The sequence below is a fragment of the Peribacillus sp. GL_122 genome (assembly GCF_057835005.1).
Genome location: NZ_CM174415.1, coordinates 3,741,963 through 3,763,266, shown reverse-complemented (window position 1 = coordinate 3,763,266; position 21,304 = coordinate 3,741,963). Strand labels below are relative to the sequence as shown.

Genomic DNA, 21,304 nt, shown 5'->3' with positions numbered 1-21,304 from the left:
GGCTCCCTTTTTCCGTTCAGGAAGACCATTCCTTGCTGATATTCCTTTATTTTATAAAGTATAACGATTATATTAAAGATAAGTTCGATATGCTTTCATATCGGATGGACTTCAATTAGCTGGTGATATGATGCAAAGTAAAATAGAAAAAGTACTGGAAGACCAATTATGTTTCCTGCTTTATGCAAGTTCAAGGGAAATGACGAAGAAATATAAACCGCTGCTTGATAAACTCGAAGTGACATATCCTCAATATCTTGTTCTTCTTCTATTATGGGAACAGGATACACTTACAGTAAAAAAACTAGGGGAGCTCCTTGCCCTCGACTCAGGAACGCTTACCCCCATGTTGAAACGAATGGAGCAGAATGGCTTGATTGTCCGTGAACGTTCGTCTGAAGATGAACGGTCTGTCATGATTAAGTTGACGGAAAAGGGACTTGGTTTACAGGAAGAGGCCTGTTTCATTCCAGATCGCATTTCGGCAATGTCGGGTGATGATAAGAAGGTGGTTGAGGATTTAAAAGCTTCGTTGCTCCAACTATTGAAAACATTACAGGAATTTTAGCAAAGAAAAGACGCTTGGTGACCCTAAGCGTCTTTTTGTCGACAAAAGGAGATTCGGAATGGTCTGTACCCCGGACCATGACTATAAAAGAAGACTTGGTTATTCTTCAGAATTTTTACCTTTCTATATGGAATGAAAACTCACTGGATTGAAGAAATTTGCGACATTCCTGCCGAATAACTGGCTAGCCGAGACACCAAAGGCGCTTGCTTTGATGAGGCTTGGCAGACAGTCGGCGGAAAGGGAACGGATTTCTGAAAGAGGGTTTGTGAAATGATTTCCACTCCAGGCACTCGCTTTCCGCGTCCAGGGAGCCTCCTCGGCGCCTTTGCGCCTGCGGGGTCTCCCCTGGACGCGCTTTTCCCGCAGGAGTCTCGTACCTTTCATTCCAATCAACGTTGTTTTTCTTTTAGATAGAACACGAATAACCCTAAAAAAAACTGTAGACCGACAATAGAACATGCCTGTCTCAACTGAAATCAACTGCAACTTTTTTAAATAAAAAACTGCAGGCAAACTCGCTTTTCTTCGAGTTTGTCTACAGTCTGAGACACTTGGTAACCCCAAGCGTCTTTTTGTCGGATTTAATCTACATCTATTTCAAAGGCGACGTCCACATTGCCATTGATTGCTTTTGAATAAGGACACATTTGATGTGCTTTATGAACAAGAGTTTCGAATGTCTCCTTGTCGACCCCGGATTCCTTCACGGCCAAAGTTACAGCTAAGCTGTACTGATGCATCTCACCCATCAAAAGACTGACGCTTGCAGTGACTTTGGAATCGAAAGAAACGCGTTCAATTTTACCAACTGATTGCAAAGCACTATCAAAACATGCAGCATATCCAGCTGCAAAAAGCTGTTCCGGATTAGATGCTTCAGGCATCTGTTTAGCCCTAGGTGTTCCAGGCATCGCAATATCAACCGTGAAGTTGCCATCAGCAGAAATTGCCGTTCCTTCTCTTCCGCCATCAACTGTTACAGACGTTGTAAATAATGTTTTTGTCATCATTTTTTCTCCCTTATCTTCTTATTTTTTAATTGTGCACAATTGAATTGTACAATATTAATTTTGGAATGTCCAATGAAAAAGTTAAAACGTTGGTATGAAGTTAAATTGGTTTGGAAAGGGATTAGAATGATGGGAAACTTGAAAGCGGTACAGAAGCAGTAAGACGAAAAAAACGAAGGAACGGAAAAAGGCTGCCTATCACGTTGGTTAAACGGAGATAGTGCAGCCTAAAGGTTGTCCTGATATTCCTTTGAAACATTTAGTTTAGTTCTATTCTTTTTACTCCCGGTGACTTTCATATTTGTTCGCTTTGGTCAACCGCTTCAAGATATCCAACTCGGTTTTGGACAGTGAAGGGCTGTTAGCGGCCTGGCAGTTCTCACGGAGCTGCTGTACTGAGCTTGCTCCTGGTACAACGGTAGCAACGCTTTGATGTGACAATACATATTGAAGTGCCGTTTCATTCAACTTCCTATCAGAAAGTTTGTCCTTTATTTGCGGAAGCAAATCTTTAAGTTCGTGATAGCTATAGTCAAGGTATCCATCCTCATTTGCCTTTTCAAGCATTTTTTCACTGAGCAGCCCTTTGGCAAGGGGGCCACGGGCGATAATGCTGATCTGGTTGTTGGCCAAAAGGGACAGCCACTCTTCTGGGCGGCGGTCGAGTAGATTAAACTGCATCATCACGGAATCAAGCTCAGACTTTTCAGTGAATTCCTTGATTACATTCGGACGAATCGAGGAAATTCCATAATGTCGGATATAGCCTTCTTTTTTCAAATCTTCAAATGCTTCTACCGTTTCTCCGATATTGTCTGAAATGGTGCCGCCATGTAACTGATAAAGATCAATATAATCAGTACCCAATCGCTTTAAGCTATCTTTTACAGCCGTTTTAATATAGGCGCCAGAAGGATCCCAGCTCCAGGAATCTTTATTTTCATTCCAGCGGTTTCCGACCTTGGTGGCTATGTATACCTTATCGCGGACCGATTTTAAATTCTTTCCGACGATTTCTTCATTCATACCGAAATCATATAAGTCAGCAGTATCAAAATAATTGATTCCTTCATCTAAAGCGGCCTGTATGATTTCGGATGCCTGATTTTCAACAGTCCCCAATGACATGCATCCGAGACCGATTTCAGAAACTAGCAAGTCAGAATTTCCTAGTCTGCGTTTTTTCATGTTATCCACTCCCTTTACATTCATTGTAAAGGAGAAATCCATTTCACTCAAAGAATTCACTTGATCCGTTTTAGATGAGTGGGCGGCACCTGATCATGTATGTCGGCAATCCAATCATTGATATAGACATATTGATTTTGTAATTGTTTTAGTTTTTGAAGGATTTCCCAACTCTTTCCGGATAAAGTAACGCTTTTTTCCAATACGTAAACTTTCATTAAATCGCCCTCCATCTCTATTATGGTAAAATGTATGAGAAATCATGCTGCAATTAGAACAGAGGAGTGGTCAGGATGAAAAAATTTGAAGAAAAAACGCTGTCATCGAAAAAAATCTTCACGGGAAAGGTAATCAGCCTACAAGTGGATGATGTAGAGCTTCCAGATGGGAAAATGGGTAAACGTGAAATAATCAAACATCCGGGGGCGGTTGCCATCATAGCTCTCACGGCAGACAATAAAATCATCATGGTTGAGCAGTACCGTAAAGCGCTGGAGAGGAGCTTGGTGGAAATTCCTGCAGGAAAGCTGGAAAAAGGCGAAGAGCCGGTTCTGTCGGCTAAACGGGAGCTGGAGGAGGAGACAGGTTATGAATGTGAAAAAATGGAGCACATCATATCCTTCTATACATCCCCGGGTTTCGCCGATGAATTGGTCCACCTGTATGTGGCCCACAATTTGAAAAAGAAAGAAAATGCGGCCCCACTGGATGAAGATGAATTTGTCGAGATGCTTGAACTCACGTTGGAGGAAGCTCAAACTTATATGGATGAAGGGAAAATCCAGGATGCCAAAACGGCATATGCAGTTCAGTATCTGCAGTTGAAAAAGGCCATGACATCATAAATGAAAGAATTTTACGCTGACCTGCATATCCATATAGGCAGAACGAGAAGCGGAAGGGCCGTGAAAATAACAGGCGCTAAAACGCTAACCTTCAGCAATGTGCTGCAAGTGGCAAGTGAAAGGAAGGGCCTTGATCTAATCGGGATAATCGATTGCCATTCTCCTGAAATTATCGAAGAGATCGAAGCGGGGATTCTTGATGGCGAAATCACGGAAAAGATTGAAGGCGGACTTCAATACAAGAATACAACCATCATTCCAGGCTCGGAGATTGAAATTTATGATCAGAATTGTAATGGACCGATCCATGTCCTCGCCTATTTTCCCACTTTAAAAGCGATGAAGGAATTCTCCTCATGGATGAGCGGACATGTTAAAAATATCACCTTGAGCTCCCAAAGGATTTATTGTGATGGAAGAAAGCTGCAAAAGGTCGTGAAGTCACTGGGCGGCCTGTTTATCCCGGCACATGTCTTTACCCCATTTAAAAGCTTATATGGAAAAGGGGTGCGATCCAGTCTGACAGAAGTATTCGATCCGAAGCTAATTGATGCCATCGAACTTGGTTTAAGTTCAGATACAGAAATGGTCAAGGATATCGAGGAGTTGCACTCCTATGTATTCGTGACAAATTCCGATGCGCATTCGCTTGGGAAAATCGCCCGTGAATATCAAAAAGTCCTGCTTGAAGAACCAAGTTTCAATGAGCTGGCAAAAGCCCTTAAAGAAAAAGGGAATCGTAAGGTGGCCGTTAATTATGGATTGAACCCCTTATTGGGAAAGTATCATCAAACCGTATGTTCAGGGTGTTTACACCAGGTATTGAGGGATGATGAACAATGTCCCGAGTGTGGTAATAAATCCATTATTAAAGGGGTATCGTCAAGGATCGAAGAACTCTCCATTTCCGAGTTGGACGGAAGAAAAGGAAGGGAAAGGCCACCGTATATCCATCAAGTGCCACTCGATTTCATCCCAGGACTCGGACCGAAATCCATGGGAAAACTGCTGGCGGCATTTGGAACAGAGATGAATATCCTTCATGAAGTTACGCTTGAACAGCTCATGGAAATCGTTCCTGAAAAATTGGCGCGCTACATCGATTCTGCCAGAAAAGGGACGCTTTCTTTTGAAGTGGGGGGCGGAGGAAAGTACGGAAAGGTCAAAAAGGAATTAATCTGAAAAAAGTCCTGACAGATGAGATCTGTCAGGACTTTTTTAGTTTGTTGTTTTTGCATAAATGGAGGTGTCCCGCACTTCCTTGCCGTCTGCACTAAGGCAGTCATTACGCAAAATACCTTCAAGGGTATATCCCAGCCTCTCAGGAATCCGTTTGCTGGCAATATTATTAGGGTCACAGCGGATTTCGACTCTTTTTGCGCCATAATGGTAAAAGGCAAATTTAGTTAACTTTTCCACTGCCTCCGTTATGTAGCCTAGTTTACTGTATCTCGTATCAATCCAATAGCCAATTTCGAATTTAGGGATATCCCAGTTAATTCGGTGCAGACCAGTGGAGCCGAGGAATTGATCGTCTTCTTTCCTATAGATATGGAGTCTGATATCCTCTTTTAAAATAAAGTCCGCAAAGGACTTAAGGACGTTCTGTTCAGAAGTTTCCAACGAAACATCTTGATGTGCAAACGGCAGCCACTGTTTCAATTCAGGTTTAGAATGGACAATGGCTTCGTAAAGGTCCAGGCCATCGCCAGGCTGACAAGGTCTTAGATATAATCGTGGGGTTTCAATTTTTTCGGGAAAATCCATTAATATAGCTTTCATATCCTGCCTCCATATATCATTGATATGGAAAATTATAACACGAATTGGGTTCAAGGCGTTCGGCTGATGGGGAAAGTTTTCTTAGCATAAATGAGAGAGTGAAAACATAGATTCTAGTAAGCGGAGTTGGGAGGATGAAAGATGAAAAAAAAATCTGTCGTACAAAATGCCGTAATGAAACATATTAACGAACATTCCTCATTATATGTCTTTATCACTGTGCTTTTTTTGATGGGTGTCATTTTTGGGGCAATATTGGTGAATAGTTTGAGCTTTACCCAAAAGGAAGACTTGTTCTATTATTTATCGCAATTTTTCGGACAAGTATCCAAGGGTGAATTTGCATCTTCGCATGATATGTTCAGCCAAAGTATTATGCATAATATAAAATATATCGGGGTCATCTGGATTCTCGGAATATCGGTCATCGGTTTGCCTGTCATCCTGGTTTTGTTATTTATAAAAGGGATGGTTGTTGGATTCACAGTCGGCTTTTTAGTCAATCAAATGGGATGGAGCGGGTTCTTATTATCGTTTGTCGCTATTCTGCCCCAAAATATATTCATCGTCCCGATATTCATCGTAATAACTGTCCTTGCCGTCTCTCTATCAATGAAAATGATCAGCCGGATTTTCCTAAAGCAGGTTCGTGAACCGCTGAAGCCGATAATTTCGCGGTATATTTTCTCATTGGTTTTGTCGGGTTTATTTTTGATTACGGCTGCCGTGTTTGAAGCGTACCTATCCCCTTCTTTAATGAAAAATGTCGTAAGTTTATTGGGTCATTGATGAAAATTTACCGTTCCCGCAAATTTTTTTATCATTAACAAGAAATCTATTTTGACAGTTTTCCCTCTTTTGATATAATGGATAGGATAGCGGCGCGGGAGGGAATATTAGGTATGGAAATAGAAAACAGAATTGATAGGATAAAAAAGCAGTTACACTCGTCCAGCTACAAATTAACGCCTCAGCGAGAAGCGACCGTCCGCGTTTTACTTGAGCATGAAGAGGATCATTTAAGCGCAGAAGACGTTTACCTCCTTGTCAAAGAAAAGTCGCCGGAAATTGGATTGGCAACAGTTTACCGTACGCTAGAGTTGCTGACTGAATTGAAGATAGTAGATAAAATTAACTTTGGAGACGGGGTTTCCCGTTATGATTTAAGACAAGAAGGAGCTGCGCATTTCCATCATCATCTTGTTTGTGTGGAATGTGGTGCGGTAGATGAAATCCAGGAAGACCTACTTGAAGACGTAGAAGACATTGTGGAACGCGACTGGAACTTCAAGATTAAAGACCATAGATTAACCTTTCATGGCATTTGTCATCGATGTCATGACAAAGAAGAAAATTAAGGTGAATGAAGTCGGACCTTTTCCATTTAATGGAGAAGGTTTTCTGCGTTTTAAAAACCTATTTTCTCAAGGAAGAGCTGTTTTTGTTTTCTCCTTTCCGAAACACGTATAAAACTTGTCCTGTTGGGCATAGATTGATACAAAGGATCGAATGGGAGGGGAAAGATGATGAAAACATCATTATCGCTTGTTTTGCACACGGCTAAAGTGATGGTTCTCTTTGTTAGCTTCACTGTTCTTTTTTATATAGGAATGGTATGGTTAAATCAGGAATATCAAAGTTATCATCGTTATGATGAACCGAAAGGCATGGCCGTAAAAGTATCAAAGGCTGTTGATACGGGTGATGATGCATGGCTTGAACGCTTAATGTTGTTTTATTTAAACGGGGAGTAATGAATATGGAGAATCAAATTAGGGATTTCATTCATTTTTTAACCATTGAAAAAGGACTTGCCAAAAATACGCTCGTTTCGTATGAGCGTGACTTAAGATCATATTGGAGCTATCTGAAAGATGTTGAAACAATTGAAGCTTGGAATGATTCACGGCGGGTGAACATCCTGCACTTTCTCGTGCATTTGAAGGATCAAGGGAAATCATCGAAGACGGTGGCGCGTCATATAGCTTCCATTCGGTCTTTTCATCAATTTCTTTTAAGGGAAAAAGTATCCGAGCAGGATCCGTCCATACATATAGAAACGCCAAAACCTGAACGAAGCCTTCCAAAGGTATTAAGCATGGAAGAGGTGGAAGCACTATTGGAAGCCCCGAAGAAAATGGATGAATTCGGTTTACGCGATAAGGCGATGCTAGAACTGATGTATGCGACGGGGATGCGTGTCAGTGAGTTGATATCCATGGATGTGAGTGATGTCCATGCATCGATGGGTTTTGTCCGATGCGTAGGGAAAGGAAATAAAGAGAGGATCATTCCGATTGGACAAACTGCATTGGGTGCGATTGAACATTATATGGAAAGTTCCCGGGGGAAAATGGCCAGTCCCAAGCACAGGACAGATTCACTTTTTTTGAATCATCATGGAAACAGGCTGACAAGGCAGGGATTTTGGAAGATTCTAAAAAAACTTGTAAAATCGGCACAAATTGAAAAAGAAATTACACCGCATACACTAAGACATTCTTTCGCGACACATCTATTGATGAACGGGGCTGATTTACGTGCCGTCCAAGAAATGCTTGGTCATGCGGATATTTCGACAACTCAAATTTATACACATATTACGAACGTACGGATCAAGGATGTATATTCAAAATTCCATCCGCGAGCTTAAAAGAATAGTAGAATGATAGAAAAGGTTGTGAATTTAACTGCGAGGCAGTTGGAGGAGCAGCCTTTTTTCTCCGTTTGTACTTGACTGGTAAAAGGGCTGCAAATGATTCCAACGTGCATCTTAAGGCACTTTGTTTCATTCCGAAATATATTATTTGTCTCCATCATGGTAATCGTTTACAATGTAGAGAGGTCAGACTTCTGACGTTCTCAAACGATTTCATTTAAATGAAGAGTAACTGAGCAGAATAAGGGTATTATAGAGAGTATAAAAAGTGATTTACTATTTTAGGAGGAATGACTCATGAAAGGGAATTCAGCATTTAAACGAATATTTGTAATAGTTATGGATTCAGTTGGGATTGGCGAATCACCTGATGCAGATTTATTCGGCGATAAAGGGGCGGATACACTTGGCCATATCGCAGAAAGAATGAATGGATTGAACATGCCGACACTCGCAAAATTGGGTTTAGGCAATATCCGTGAAATCAAGGGGATTGATAAAGCTCAACAACCTCTCGCATACTTTACGAAAATGAAGGAAGCCTCTACAGGAAAAGATACGATGACTGGACATTGGGAAATCATGGGGTTAAATATATCGACTCCATTCCGTGTATTTCCAGATGGTTTCCCGGAGTTATTAGTCAATGAACTCGAGGCGAAGATGGGTCGGGGAATTATTGGGAACGTCCCGGCAAGCGGCACGGAAATCATTGAAAGGCTTGGCGAGGAACATATGAAAACGGGTGCGCTGATCGTTTATACATCAGCTGATTCCGTATTACAGATTGCTGCACATGAAGATATCGTTCCGATAGACGAATTATACAAGATTTGTGAAATTGCCCGTGAAGTGACGATGGCTGATGAGTTCAAGGTTGGACGCGTGATTGCCAGACCGTTCACAGGTGAACCAGGCAACTTCAAAAGAACGCCTAACCGTCATGATTATGCGTTGAAGCCTTTTAACCGGACAGTAATGGATGAATTGAAGGATTCTGGATATGATGTGCTCGCAATCGGGAAGATCTCTGATATCTTTGATGGGGAAGGCGTCACTGAATCATTGAGGACCGTATCCAATATGGATGGAATGGATAAATTAATCCAAACGGTAGAACAGGATTTCAAAGGGTTAAGTTTCCTTAATCTAGTCGACTTCGATGCTTTATACGGTCACCGCCGCGATCCAGAGGGATACGGAAAGGCATTGGAAGAATTCGATGCTCGGATGCCGGAAGTCCTTGATAAACTGAATGAGGATGATTTATTGATCATCACTGCCGATCACGGGAATGATCCGGTCCATGAAGGAACCGATCACACACGTGAATATGTACCATTATTAGTTTATTCCAAACGATTTACAGAAGGTGCCGAACTCCCGATAAGAGATACATTTGCTGATATTGGGGCGACGGTCGCTGCTAATTTTGACGTGAAAATGCCTGCCTTTGGGAAAAATATATTGGGCGATTTAAATTTAGGGGAGATTAAATAGATGTTTAATAAAATAGAGACTGCTGCGTCATTTATAAAAAGTAAAATTGAAGGCTCTCCGGAGATAGGGCTGATTCTTGGTTCCGGTCTTGGAGTATTAGCGGATGAAATTGAAAATCCGATAACTATTCCATACCACGAAATCCCGGAATTCCCGGTATCGACTGTTGAGGGACACGCTGGACAGCTTGTCATTGGACATTTAAGTGGTAAAAAAGTTGTAGCCATGCAAGGACGTTTCCACTTTTATGAGGGCTACTCCATGGAGAAAGTCACTTTTCCTGTACGTGTAATGAAGCTACTTGGTGTTGAGCAGTTAATTGTAACGAATGCTGCCGGAAGCGTTAATGAAAGCTATGAACCAGGTGACTTGATGCTCATTACGGATCATATTAATTTAATGGGGGCAAACCCATTGATTGGCCCTAATGAAGAGCGTTTCGGCCCTAGATTCCCTGATATGTCGGAGGCTTATAATAAAGACCTTCGGACACAAGCAAAAAAAATAGCAGCTTCACTAGGATTGGATATTAAAGAAGGTGTCTATATCGGAAATACAGGACCGACCTATGAGACACCGGCAGAAGTGAAAATGGCAAGGATCCTTGGCGGGGATGCAGTTGGTATGTCGACAGTTCCGGAAGTTATCGTAGCTAGGCATAGTGGTATGAAGGTGCTCGGAATTTCATGCCTTACAAATATGGCCGCAGGCATTCTTGATCAGCCTTTGTCGCATGAAGAGGTAATTGAAACGACTGAAAAAGTGAAAAGCAGTTTTCTTGAATTTGTTAAGCTTATCGTTAAAGACATATAAAACGAACAAAAAAATCCAAGTACACCTAAGAGAAGCGGTGTCTTTGAAAAAGTGGGGATTCTAATATGAGAATGGTAGATTTAATCGAGAAAAAGCGTGATGGAAAGGCTCTTACTACAGAAGAAATACAGTTCATCATCAAAGGGTTTACCGATGGATCGATTCCGGATTACCAAATGAGCGCTTGGTCAATGGCAGTTTATTTCAAAGGCATGAATGAGCAGGAACGTGCTGATCTAACCATGGCAATGGTCGAATCAGGAGATCAAATTGATTTATCGATGATTGAAGGAATTAAGGTCGATAAACATTCAACAGGCGGTGTTGGTGATACCACAACTCTAGTGCTTGGACCATTGGTTGCTGCTGTAGGTGTTCCAGTGGCAAAGATGTCAGGACGCGGTCTTGGTCATACAGGAGGAACGATCGATAAGTTGGAGTCTGTAAAAGGATTTCATGTCGAAATAGAAAATGACGAGTTCATTCGACTTGTTAATAAAAATAAGATAGCTGTCATTGGACAAAGTGGTAACCTGACTCCAGCCGACAAAAAGTTATATGCATTGCGCGATGTTACGGCTACCGTTAACAGTATCGGTTTGATTGCTGGCTCGATCATGAGTAAGAAAATCGCCGCTGGTGCTGATGCCATCGTACTTGATGTTAAAACGGGAGCGGGCGCTTTCATGAAAACTCTCGAAGATTCCGAAGAGTTGGCGCATGCAATGGTTAGCATTGGAAACAATGTGGGCCGAAACACGATGGCCGTCATTTCCGATATGAGCCAACCTTTGGGTTACGCAATCGGAAATGCTTTAGAAGTGAAGGAAGCCATCGATACGCTTAAAGGAGAGGGACCGGAAGATTTAACGGAACTTTCTTTAACACTAGGAAGCCATATGGTATACCTTGCCAAAAAGGCAAGCTCGCTGGAAGAAGCAAGAACCTTGCTGGAAAATGCGATTAAGGATGGTTCTGCACTTAACTCATTCAAGGTTTTCCTAGAAGCGCAGGGAGGCGATGGTTCGGTTGTGGATCATCCGGAAAAACTACCGCAGGCTGCTCATACTTTCGAGCTGGAAGCGAAAGAGGACGGATATGTATCGGAAATCATCGCTGATGAGGTAGGAACGGCAGCCATGCTGTTGGGCGCCGGGCGGGCAACAAAAGAATCAGAGATTGATTTGGCAGTCGGACTGGTACTTCGTAAAAAAATCGGGGAAACCGTGGCAAAAGGTGAATCCCTAGTGACGATTTACAGCAATTTTGAAGATGTTTCAAAGGTAAAGGAAAAATTGTATGAAAGCATTGCGATTTCAAAAGAGAAAATAGAAAAACCTACATTGATCTATAAAGAGATCATGGAATAAACATTTTCCAAAAAAAGGCCGCTTTTGAGCGGCCTTTTTTTACGTTTATCCCATTGAATGTTAAAAGAGGATGCCCATGCGCATCCTCTTTTAATTTGGTTCAATTTGTTACCCTATATCCAGTATATGTTTCAAAATTCATCTTTATTTGTATAAAAATGGGTTTAATGGAAAAAATAAAATCTATAAAGATTGGAGGGTATGGAGATGAAGCGGATTCTTTCTCTATTTTTAACCGTTTTGGTAGCATTGGGGTTTAGCATCCCGCATACAAAAGCAGCTGAAGAAAAAGGAGTCGAATTGGCGGCAAATGCTAAATCCGCTATATTGATTGAACGGGATACAGGTACTGTTCTCTATGATAAAAATGCAGACGTTCGTCTTTCACCGGCAAGCATGACGAAAATCATGACGATGCTGCTGATCATGGAAGCGATCGATAAAGGCGAACTTAGCATGAAGGAGAAAATCAGAACTAGTGAGTATGCAGCATCGATGGGCGGTTCCCAGATCTTTCTCGAGCCGGGTGAAGAAATGACCACAGAACAAATGCTCAAGGGCATCTCGATTGGTTCGGCGAATGATGCATCGGTGGCGATGGCTGAACATATAGCTGGATCGGAAGAAGAGTTTGTTAGGAAAATGAACAAAAAGGCGAAAGATCTCGGGTTGAAAAATACAAAGTTCCAAAACGCAACAGGCCTTCCTGTTAAAGATCATTACAGTTCGGCACATGATATGTCGATCATGGCAAAGGAATTATTGAAATACGATACGATTACAAGGTTCACGGGTACATATGAAGATTATCTCCGTGAAAATACCGAAAAGAAATTCTGGCTTGTAAACACGAACAGATTAGTGAAATTTTACCCTGGGGTCGATGGATTGAAAACAGGATTCACAAATGAAGCGAAGTATTGTTTGACAGCGACTGCTAAAAAAGGGAATATGCGTGTCATTGCCGTCGTTTTCGGAGCCGTTTCTCCAAAAGAACGAAACGCTCAGGTCACCAAGATGTTAGATTATGCATTTTCACAATACATCACATACCCGATTTATAAACGCGGCGAAGTGTTAGGTGAAGCCAAGGTAAGTAAAGGACACAAAAAATCCGTGGTGGGAGTCACAAGTGAACCGATTTCAGTTTTGACAGCCAAAAACGGAACGGCAAAGGACTTTACAAAAAAAATCACGCTTGATAAAGATTTGGATGCCCCGATTAAAAAAGGGGATGAAATTGGTACGCTTGAATTGAAGAAAAACGGTAAAGTGTATGTCGAATCTCCGATAGTTGCGAAGGAAACTGTTGAAAATGCCAGCTGGTGGCAATTGTATAAAAGGGCTTTCGGCATGTTTACCCAGGCGAAATAGAATAAATTGTCGCATTGCCTGTTAATCGTACTAATTTAGGCGAAACTCCACTAGTTTTGCTAATAAGGAGGAATCGGCAGGTGAAAAAGAGAATTTGACTCTTTATAAGACAGTGAAGGAGGCTGTATATAATGAGTCTTACGATTAATATGGAGGCGAAAAACAGCGTATTGTGCATTCGTCTCAAAGGTGATTTGGATCATCATACAGCAGAAAAATTGAAAAATCAGGCAGAGGCAGCCATTCAAAAGCATAACATCAAGCATATCATCCTTAACATGGAAGAATTGGATTTTATGGACAGTTCAGGGCTCGGAGTTATTTTAGGGCGCTATAAGCAGGTAAACAAAAAGCAAGGTGAAATGGTGGTCTGTGCAATATCTCCAGCAGTAAAGCGGTTATTTGAGATGTCAGGGTTGTTTAAAATTGTTAAAATGGAACTATCCGAAAAAAACGCTTTGCAAAGACTGGGGGTTGCCTGAGATGAAAAATAAAATGGAAACGAAATTTTCTGCACTTAGCCAAAATGAATCTTTTGCCAGGGTAACTGTTGCGGCTTTCATTGCCCAATTGGACCCGACGATGGATGAATTGACAGAAATCAAGACTGTCGTGTCAGAAGCCGTTACGAATTCGATTATCCATGGTTATGAAAGTGACCCGGAAGGCTGGGTCTACATTTCAGTGGTCATCGAAGACGATACTGTGGAATTGACCATCCGGGATGAAGGACTGGGCATTGAAGACGTCGAGGAGGCTAAACAGCCGTTATTTACGACAAAACCCGAACTTGAACGTTCCGGTATGGGATTCACCATCATGGAAAACTTCATGGATGAAATCAATATAATTTCCCACAAGGGCGAAGGCACGATCATTCGATTAAAAAAGCACTTAACTACAAGCAGAGCTTTGTGCAATTAAGGGAGACTTGCATATGGATGTGGAGGTTAAAAACGAGAAGAGCAAGAAAGGCCAGCCCCATTTAAAAGATGAGGAATTGCGGAATTTAATCCAACGCAGCCAGAGCGGTGACCAAGATGCGAGGAACCTGATTGTCAACAGCAATCTGAGGCTTGTATGGTCAGTGGTGCAAAGGTTCCTCAATCGAGGTTACGAACCGGATGACCTTTATCAAATAGGCTGTATTGGCCTGTTGAAGTCCGTGGATAAATTTGATTTATCGTTTGAAGTGAAATTCTCAACGTATGCTGTGCCTATGATCATTGGTGAAATCCAACGTTTTATCCGTGATGACGGAACGGTTAAAGTAAGCCGGTCATTAAAGGAAATGGCGAATAAAATTCGCAGGGCCAAAGAGGAACTTTCAAAGACGTATGGCCGTGTTCCGACTGTCAATGAATTGGCGGAACATCTAGAGCTGTCTCCAGAGGAAATCATCATGGCCCAAGAAGCTAGCAGGAGCCCTTCATCCATCCATGAAACGGTTTACGAAAATGATGGAGATCCGATTACTCTTCTTGACCAGATTGCCGACAATAATGAAACATCCTGGTTCGATCAAATCGCTTTGAAAGAAGCCATCCATGAATTGAATGAACGTGAAAGGCTGATTGTTTTCCTGAGGTATTATAAAGATCAGACGCAATCGGAAGTGGCGGCAAGGCTTGGCATTTCCCAAGTCCAAGTGTCAAGGCTGGAAAAGAAGATTCTTCAGCAAATGAAAAACCACATGAATCAATGATTCATGTGGTTTTTTTATTGAGCTGAAAATAAATCTTGATTTTAGGAAAAAGTAAAAGTGATTCCTTATCAGGTAAGGAGAAAATATGAATGGGGTCGAATTTTTAGTTGAATTTAGGAATAAAAACGAATATTATAGTAAAGGTCGCGTTTCTCATTCGTTTTTTTATATTTCTTTCAATGAATAACGATCAGGAAAAACGTCGATGCAGTACAATATTAGGACACCTTGTCTTTTCGTGCAAACGGTTGTCGGTGTTTCCTTTAGATCTGGAGGTCTAAAATATGTTTTTGGAAAAGTTTTTCTCCCTGAAAGAAAATGGGACGGATGTCCGCACAGAAGTCATGGCGGGTGTTACGACATTTTTAACTATGGTTTATATCCTTATTGTGAATCCGGCTTTATTGTCTTCAATCGGAATTCCATTTGAACAAGTTTTCATGGCAACGGTCATTTCAGCGGTGATTGGTACCCTTATCATGGGGCTTGTTGCAAAATACCCGATTGCGATAGCACCAGGGATGGGTTTGAATGCTTATTTTGCCAGCGTAGTGGGGGCACAGGGCCTTTCATACCAGACCGTATTCGGTACGGTTTTCATTGCTGGTTTGCTATTTCTATTAATTAGCGTGACAAGCTTGCGTAAAATGATAATTGATGCGATTCCTAACTCATTAAAATATGGCATCACATCCGGAATTGGTTTATTCATTGCGTTTATCGGATTGAAAAATGCTGGAATCGTAGTGCCTAATGAATCAACGATGGTGACGCTTGGAGATTTGCACCAGCCTGGAACCGTTTTAGCGCTGGCAGGTTTATTCATTACCTTGATTTTTATGGCCCGTAATATTAAAGGGGCAATTTTCATTGGTATGATCATTACGGCAATCATTGGCTACTTTATCGGTTTGCTCAACTTTGACGGGGTCTTATCTGTACCTCCAACACCGGTATTTTTCGATATCGATATTGCTGGGGTCTTCACGAATTCATTATATTCAATTGTTTTCGCCTTTTTACTTGTGACGATCTTTGATACGACAGGAACCTTGATTGGTGTGACGGAACAGGCTGGTCTAACGAAGGATGGGAAAATCCCTCGTGCCAAGAAAGCCTTTTTAGGTGATGCGATTGCGACGACAGTCGGCTCGATGTTTGGTACAAGTCCTTCGACGGCCTATGTTGAATCGAGTACGGGAGTGGCCGCAGGCGGACGTACGGGATTAACCGCTACTGTCGTGGCAATCTTGTTTGCTGCATCGATTTTCTTTTCTCCATTGATATCGGCAATTTCTTCAGTTCAAGCAATTACAGCTCCCGTCTTGATTATCGTAGGATGTTTCATGATGGAAGGACTGGCTAAAGTCAATTGGAAAATTTTCGATGAAGCATTTCCTGCATTTGCGATCATTTTAACGATGCCGCTTACTTCAAGTATATCTACAGGGATTGCAATTGGGTTCATTACATATCCCCTTATGAAGGTATTCAGTGGAAAAGGAAAATCGGTACATCCGCTCATTTATATTTTTGGATTGATATTTTTGGTTCAGCTGATTTTCTTCCCCACTCATTAATGTATGAATGTAAATCAAAAAGACATGCTGTCATTGCAGCGTGTCTTTTTTTGTTTTCAATTTAGTAATATTTGGACATGATTCACTTTCTGCATTTTCAATCAGTTTCCAATCCATACTACTAGCATAAGGAAATAAAAGGTCGGGATGTGATGATAGTGGCAGTTGTATATATCAGGATGAGGAACCGTGTACAAGTAAAGGGAAATCAAACGGTGAGGATAAAAGATATTGCAAGGATAATCGGACCTGAAGAAGTGATTCCCATTATTGAAGAAATCATATTATTAACGGTCAAGAAGGAAGATAGGAATATTATTGTCATTGATTTGGCTCAAGTTATCATGGCCATCCGCAAGATGGATCAGACTATTGAAGTGGAGACATTCGGGCCCTCCCAAACGATCATCGAAATCATCCTCTCGAAAAAGAAAATGTCATACCTGACATTCGCATTGGTTTGGTTTTTGTTATTTGTCGGCGGCGGGATGACGATCATGAATTTTCATGTAGATGTCAGCATGGGGGAAGTGCATCAAAAAATCTTTACTATAATAACGGGAAAAGTGGAAGATAAGCCGTTATTGATCCAAATCCCATACAGCTTCGGTCTTGGTATAGGCATGATTCTATTTTTTAATCACTTCTTTAAAAAACGCTTCAATGAAGAACCTAGTCCGCTCGAGGTTGAAATGTTCAACTATCAGCAGGATTTGGACAGTTATGTAATCATGAATGAAAATAAGGAGAACGTGCGCCGCCTTGATGACCGGTAAAATCATCTTCGGAATCTTTGTCGGTTTAGCCGGGGGGTTTGCGACAGGTGCTGGTTTTGTAGCGTTTTTAACTGTACTTGGGGTGATTCCGAGACTGACTCAGCTGACAAAAACAATGAAAATGATACATTACTACGAAGGAGCTATCATTGCCGGCGTTGTCGCAGGAACATGGTTAGGATTACAGGAAACGGAATTTTCCCTTCCGCATTTTTTATTAATTCCGATCGGTTTGGCTGACGGGATCTTTAATGGGATGCTTGCTGCTGCCTTAACTGAAGTCCTGAATGTATTTCCGGTTCTGTCAAAGCGAATCGGAATTCAAGAGAAAATCATTTATCTGTTAATGGCACTCGTATTGGGAAAAATAGCCGGATCATTATTCCAATGGATTTATTATGTCGATTTATAAGTTTATGAGGTAACTATTCCTGATGATGAAAGGTAGGCCCAAGATGGTGACCAAACGAAAAGTGATATTGATTACGGATGGAGATGAGTATGCGAAACGGGCTGTCGAGCATGTAGCCAAGGAAATTGGAGGAAGATGTATCTCCATGTCCCAAGGTAATCCATCACGATATACGGGCTTGGAGCTAGTTGAATTAATAAAAAAGGCGAAGTATGATCCTGTATTGGTCATGTTTGATGATAGCGGTTTTATCGGTGAAGGATCAGGCGAACAGGCAATGAAGGTGGTTGCCGGTCACCCTGATATTAATGTCCTTGGTGTGATAGCGGTCGCTTCGAAGACTAGAAGGGAAGAATGGACCAAGGTGGATATCTGTATTGACCGTGATGGTAACCTGACACCGAACGGGGTTGATAAATACGGCGCCGAAGAATTTGAACTCGGCAAGATAACTGGAGATACGGTGTATTGCATCGATCAATTACATGTTCCCATAGTAGTGGGGATAGGGGATATCGGAAAAATGTCCCATCAGGACGATTTTAAAAGAGGAGCACCAATAACGAAGCTAGCGGTTGAAATCATATTGGAAAGGAGTGGTCATGATGACTTCAGAAAAACCTGAAAACATGAAACCGATTCCGAGTAGGGTAGCGGAAGTTGACGCGTACATGAAAGAGAAAGTAGGTCTGGGCGTCAGCTTCGACTTAGGAGTAAGAAGGATAAAGGTTTTAAGAAAAGATGTGCATATTTACTATATAAACGGGCTGACGGATTCAGAGTACATCATTGATATCCTCGATTCTCTTATTCATAACAAAAATGCCGAAATCGTGTCTACTAAAGTTTTTGATGTAGTCAAAAACTTGCTCGTACACCAATCCGTTGAGGAAATAAAGACGATGGATGAGCTTGTTGATCAGGTATTATCCGGTTTAATCGTCGTTGTTGTCGATGGAAAACCAATAGGGTTGGTTGTGGATGTCAGGAGTTATCCCGGGAGACAGCCAGTAGAACCCGATACGGAAAAAGTCGTCCGTGGATCAAGGGATGGTTTTGTTGAGAATATCATCATTAACACAGCGATAACCAGACGAAGAATCCGGGATGAAAGATTACGTTTCGAAATGTTGCATGTAGGGGAACGATCGAAAACGGATATATCCATCGGCTACATTAAAGATATTGCCGATCCCGATTTGATAGAAATCGTTCGTAAGGAATTGAATAGTATTGAGGTTGATGGCATAACGATGTCTGATAAAACGATCGAAGAGTTCGTCGTTAAGCAAAGATATAACCCATACCCGCTTGTCAGGTACACGGAACGGGCAGATGTAGCTGCAACACATTTACTTGAGGGGCATGTCCTTATTTATGTGGATACGTCACCGAGTGTCATCATTACTCCGTCTACTCTTTTCCATCACATGCAACATGCTGAGGAGTATCGGCAGGCACCTACTGTTGGAACCTTGGTGCGCTGGGTACGTTTTTTGGGGATTTTCGTTTCGTTATTCTTACTGCCGATTTGGTTATTGTTTTGTTTAGAGCCTTCCCTCCTGCCGGAGAAGTTCGAGTATATCGGGCCGAATGAAAAAACGCATATACCCATTGTGATCCAAATCTTCATTTCCGATATTGGGATAGAATTTTTAAGGATGGCAGCCGTTCATACCCCGACCCCGCTTTCTACGGCAATGGGCTTGGTTGCGGCAGTTTTGATAGGACAGATAGCGATAGATGTTGGCCTTTTTGTTCCTGAGGTGGTTCTCTACGCTTCAGTAGCGACAATCGGTACATTTGTCACTCCAAGTTTGGAATTAGGGGTTGCAAATAAAATTTCCCGTTTAGTCCTGATAGTGTTGGTTGCTTTATTTAAAGTGCCTGGTTTAATTATAGGCATCACACTCTACATTATTATGCTTACTAGTATAAAAACGTTAAATACGCCTTATTTATGGCCGCTTCTACCGTTTCAGCCAAAGGCCCTGTCACATATAATATTAAGAAGACCTTATCCTGGTACTATAGAACGTCCGAGTATTGTACATCCCCAAGATCTATATAGGCAGCCGAGAAAATCTAAAGGTTGATGTTGTCGAAAAGTTGTGGTAATTTAATTTTATTCGGATAAAGAGGTATTGTTAGGCTTCACAAAGAGATAGAGCTACTATGACTCTTTGGAGTTTAAACCAATCTGTCTTTCCTTTCGAACTACCAAGCAGTCATAGAGAACAATATTTACATGGATATCGATTCGGATGAGGCTTGTTCATATAGAGGACCTTTTACAGCAGGGTTTCTTTATTTGAGGCTGCCTCATTTCTTATTAATCTTTAGTTTTAAGTCAGGAAGGTGAGGCTATCATGCATTTGTACGGAACCGGTGGTGTAAATGAACGTGGACATCTGGAGATTGGCGGAGTGGACACGATCGAATTGATCGAGCAATTTGGAACACCATTATATGTTTATGATGTAGAGCTAATTCGCGAACGGGCAAGAGGGTTCAAGAGAACATTTGAGGAATTGGGGATTTCAGCTCAAGTTGCTTACGCAAGTAAGGCCTTTTCTTCGATTGCCATGATCCAGTTGGCAGAGCAAGAAGGACTTTCTCTCGATGTTGTCTCAGCAGGGGAATTGTATACGGCAATTAAGGCAAATTTCCCAACAGAACGTATTCATTTTCATGGAAATAACAAAAGTGATGAAGAGCTACATATGGCTTTGGATCATGACATTGGCTGTATAGTAGTCGATAATTTTTCAGAGTTGACACTGTTGGAAGAAATTTGTACAAACCGTGAACAAAAGGTGAAAATCCTTCTTCGTGTAACACCGGGTATCGAGGCCCATACGCATGATTATATATTGACAGGACAAGAAGATTCGAAATTTGGTTTTGATCTTATTAACGGCCAGGCCGAAGCTGCTCTTCGGCAAGCGCTGCAAAGTGAATTCCTCGAAGTGCTGGGGCTTCACTGTCATATCGGTTCCCAGATCTTTCAAACGACCGGTTTCCTTCTTGCAGCCAAAAAAATTATCGGCAAGCTGAATGATTGGCACGGCTCGGTAGGGTTTCAACCAAAGGTATTGAATCTCGGAGGAGGTTTCGGGATTCGGTATACACAAGAGGACGACCCGCTACCGGCGTCTCAATATGTTGAGGAAATCGTTAGGGAAGTGCAGAACCTGATTGCGGATTCTGATTTAGTGATGCCTGAAATCTGGATCGAACCTGGCCGTTCATTAGTCGGTGACGCCGGTGTGACACTGTACAAGGTCGGTTCTGAAAAGGAAGTTCCTAATGTCCGTAAATATATTGCCGTTGATGGGGGCATGAGTGATAATATACGTCCCGCTCTTTACGAAGCGAAATATGATGCAATTCTTGCAAATCGGCCGCTTGACCCTGTAGAAGAGACAGTGTCCATTGCCGGGAAATGCTGTGAAAGCGGAGATATGTTGATTTGGGATTTACCATTGCCAAAAGCCGGCCGCGGTGATGTCTTGGCGGTATTTTGTACAGGGGCATATGGATATTCCATGTCGAATAATTACAATCGTATTCCAAGACCGGCTGTCGTCTTTGCCGAAAATGGAGAAGCCCGGTTGGTTATCAAACGAGAGACGTACGAAGATCTTATCCATTTGGATTTGGCCCTTCATGAAGCGGCAGTCGTCACTAAAGAATAGAAAAAAGGATGGCAGTTGCCA

At 41.8% G+C, this 21,304-nt stretch carries 25 protein-coding genes; 21 read left to right on the top strand and 4 right to left on the bottom strand.

All coding sequences use genetic code 11. The annotated features are described in order from the left end of the window. The first annotated feature begins 130 nt into the window (after window positions 1–130). Complete coding sequence (locus AC3ISB_RS18150; RefSeq protein ID WP_098369884.1) at window positions 131–568, top strand: MarR family winged helix-turn-helix transcriptional regulator; 438 nt, start codon at window positions 131–133, stop codon at window positions 566–568. Window positions 569–716: 148 nt separating this feature from the next. Then, window positions 717–845 (top strand): hypothetical protein, encoded by a 129-nt coding sequence (locus tag AC3ISB_RS18145; protein WP_339200278.1) that lies wholly within the window; start codon window positions 717–719, stop codon window positions 843–845. Between the two features lie 307 nt (window positions 846–1,152). Here the strand turns inward: AC3ISB_RS18145 and AC3ISB_RS18140 are convergent, their stop codons facing one another. From AC3ISB_RS18140 to mciZ, 3 genes are all read right to left on the bottom strand, one after another. Beyond that, window positions 1,153–1,578 (bottom strand): Ohr family peroxiredoxin, encoded by a 426-nt coding sequence (locus AC3ISB_RS18140; RefSeq protein WP_489276965.1) that lies wholly within the window; start codon window positions 1,576–1,578, stop codon window positions 1,153–1,155. A 282-nt stretch (window positions 1,579–1,860) separates the two neighbouring features. Beyond that, window positions 1,861–2,769, bottom strand: a complete 909-nt coding sequence (locus AC3ISB_RS18135) for an aldo/keto reductase (protein ID WP_098373677.1) — start codon at window positions 2,767–2,769, stop codon at window positions 1,861–1,863. Window positions 2,770–2,825: 56 nt separating this feature from the next. Beyond that, window positions 2,826–2,987 carry a Z-ring formation inhibitor MciZ gene (mciZ, locus tag AC3ISB_RS18130; protein ID WP_141993604.1) on the bottom strand — a complete coding sequence of 54 codons (162 nt, stop codon included), beginning with the start codon at window positions 2,985–2,987 and terminating at the stop codon, window positions 2,826–2,828. A gap of 75 nt (window positions 2,988–3,062) precedes the next feature. Between mciZ and AC3ISB_RS18125 the strand changes: the two genes are divergently transcribed. Both AC3ISB_RS18125 and AC3ISB_RS18120 read left to right on the top strand, forming a co-directional pair. Next, window positions 3,063–3,614 (top strand): NUDIX hydrolase, encoded by a 552-nt coding sequence (locus AC3ISB_RS18125; RefSeq protein ID WP_098373676.1) that lies wholly within the window; start codon window positions 3,063–3,065, stop codon window positions 3,612–3,614. Next, window positions 3,615–4,796 (top strand): endonuclease Q family protein, encoded by a 1,182-nt coding sequence (locus tag AC3ISB_RS18120; RefSeq protein WP_489273802.1) that lies wholly within the window; start codon window positions 3,615–3,617, stop codon window positions 4,794–4,796. 36 nt (window positions 4,797–4,832) lie between these two features. Here AC3ISB_RS18120 and AC3ISB_RS18115 read toward each other — a convergent pair whose 3' ends face one another. Further along, on the bottom strand, window positions 4,833–5,396 hold the full coding sequence (locus tag AC3ISB_RS18115) for a GNAT family N-acetyltransferase (protein WP_098373674.1): 564 nt from the start codon (window positions 5,394–5,396) through the stop codon (window positions 4,833–4,835). 141 nt (window positions 5,397–5,537) lie between these two features. Between AC3ISB_RS18115 and spoIIM the strand changes: the two genes are divergently transcribed. The 17 genes from spoIIM (at window position 5,538) to lysA (ending at window position 21,283) form a co-directional block, all read left to right on the top strand. Continuing rightward, window positions 5,538–6,185, top strand: a complete 648-nt coding sequence (gene spoIIM / locus AC3ISB_RS18110; RefSeq protein WP_048680177.1) for a stage II sporulation protein M — start codon at window positions 5,538–5,540, stop codon at window positions 6,183–6,185. Window positions 6,186–6,304: 119 nt separating this feature from the next. Then, the gene (gene fur / locus AC3ISB_RS18105) at window positions 6,305–6,754 is read left to right on the top strand and encodes a ferric iron uptake transcriptional regulator (RefSeq protein ID WP_034311309.1); all 450 of its coding nucleotides are present in this window, start codon (window positions 6,305–6,307) and stop codon (window positions 6,752–6,754) included. A 165-nt stretch (window positions 6,755–6,919) separates the two neighbouring features. Then, a complete protein-coding gene (locus AC3ISB_RS18100; protein WP_370662551.1) occupies window positions 6,920–7,150 on the top strand; it encodes a YqzK family protein in 231 nt (76 codons plus the stop codon). 5 nt (window positions 7,151–7,155) lie between these two features. Further along, window positions 7,156–8,049 (top strand): site-specific tyrosine recombinase XerD, encoded by an 894-nt coding sequence (gene xerD, locus AC3ISB_RS18095; protein ID WP_141993602.1) that lies wholly within the window; start codon window positions 7,156–7,158, stop codon window positions 8,047–8,049. A gap of 303 nt (window positions 8,050–8,352) precedes the next feature. After that, on the top strand, window positions 8,353–9,555 hold the full coding sequence (gene deoB, locus AC3ISB_RS18090) for a phosphopentomutase (protein WP_141993601.1): 1,203 nt from the start codon (window positions 8,353–8,355) through the stop codon (window positions 9,553–9,555). After that, window positions 9,556–10,368: a purine-nucleoside phosphorylase gene (locus tag AC3ISB_RS18085; protein ID WP_098373672.1), complete on the top strand. Its 813-nt coding sequence runs from the start codon at window positions 9,556–9,558 to the stop codon at window positions 10,366–10,368. 65 nt (window positions 10,369–10,433) lie between these two features. Beyond that, window positions 10,434–11,738: a pyrimidine-nucleoside phosphorylase gene (locus tag AC3ISB_RS18080; protein WP_141993600.1), complete on the top strand. Its 1,305-nt coding sequence runs from the start codon at window positions 10,434–10,436 to the stop codon at window positions 11,736–11,738. 207 nt (window positions 11,739–11,945) lie between these two features. Then, the gene (locus AC3ISB_RS18075; protein ID WP_098370830.1) at window positions 11,946–13,112 is read left to right on the top strand and encodes a D-alanyl-D-alanine carboxypeptidase family protein; all 1,167 of its coding nucleotides are present in this window, start codon (window positions 11,946–11,948) and stop codon (window positions 13,110–13,112) included. A 131-nt stretch (window positions 13,113–13,243) separates the two neighbouring features. Next, on the top strand, window positions 13,244–13,594 hold the full coding sequence (spoIIAA, locus tag AC3ISB_RS18070) for an anti-sigma F factor antagonist (RefSeq protein ID WP_076365535.1): 351 nt from the start codon (window positions 13,244–13,246) through the stop codon (window positions 13,592–13,594). A 1-nt stretch (window position 13,595) separates the two neighbouring features. Then, window positions 13,596–14,036, top strand: a complete 441-nt coding sequence (gene spoIIAB / locus AC3ISB_RS18065) for an anti-sigma F factor (protein ID WP_098370829.1) — start codon at window positions 13,596–13,598, stop codon at window positions 14,034–14,036. Window positions 14,037–14,049: 13 nt separating this feature from the next. After that, a complete protein-coding gene (sigF, locus tag AC3ISB_RS18060) occupies window positions 14,050–14,817 on the top strand; it encodes an RNA polymerase sporulation sigma factor SigF (RefSeq protein ID WP_098370828.1) in 768 nt (255 codons plus the stop codon). Between the two features lie 284 nt (window positions 14,818–15,101). Then, window positions 15,102–16,397: an NCS2 family permease gene (locus tag AC3ISB_RS18055; protein WP_141993599.1), complete on the top strand. Its 1,296-nt coding sequence runs from the start codon at window positions 15,102–15,104 to the stop codon at window positions 16,395–16,397. A gap of 155 nt (window positions 16,398–16,552) precedes the next feature. Continuing rightward, entirely contained in the window at window positions 16,553–17,173 is a 621-nt protein-coding gene (locus AC3ISB_RS18050; RefSeq protein WP_098370851.1) for a stage V sporulation protein AA, read from the top strand. Then, a complete protein-coding gene (locus AC3ISB_RS18045) occupies window positions 17,163–17,585 on the top strand; it encodes a stage V sporulation protein AB (protein WP_430097112.1) in 423 nt (140 codons plus the stop codon). The genes AC3ISB_RS18050 and AC3ISB_RS18045 overlap by 11 nt, the downstream gene beginning before the upstream one ends. 43 nt (window positions 17,586–17,628) lie before the next feature. Then, on the top strand, window positions 17,629–18,210 hold the full coding sequence (spoVAEA, locus tag AC3ISB_RS18040) for a stage V sporulation protein SpoVABEA (RefSeq protein ID WP_098370826.1): 582 nt from the start codon (window positions 17,629–17,631) through the stop codon (window positions 18,208–18,210). Window positions 18,211–18,214: 4 nt separating this feature from the next. Then, the gene (locus AC3ISB_RS18035; RefSeq protein WP_480338757.1) at window positions 18,215–19,681 is read left to right on the top strand and encodes a spore germination protein; all 1,467 of its coding nucleotides are present in this window, start codon (window positions 18,215–18,217) and stop codon (window positions 19,679–19,681) included. Between the two features lie 273 nt (window positions 19,682–19,954). Further along, window positions 19,955–21,283 carry a diaminopimelate decarboxylase gene (gene lysA, locus AC3ISB_RS18030; protein WP_098370824.1) on the top strand — a complete coding sequence of 443 codons (1,329 nt, stop codon included), beginning with the start codon at window positions 19,955–19,957 and terminating at the stop codon, window positions 21,281–21,283. Window positions 21,284–21,304: the final 21 nt, after the last annotated feature.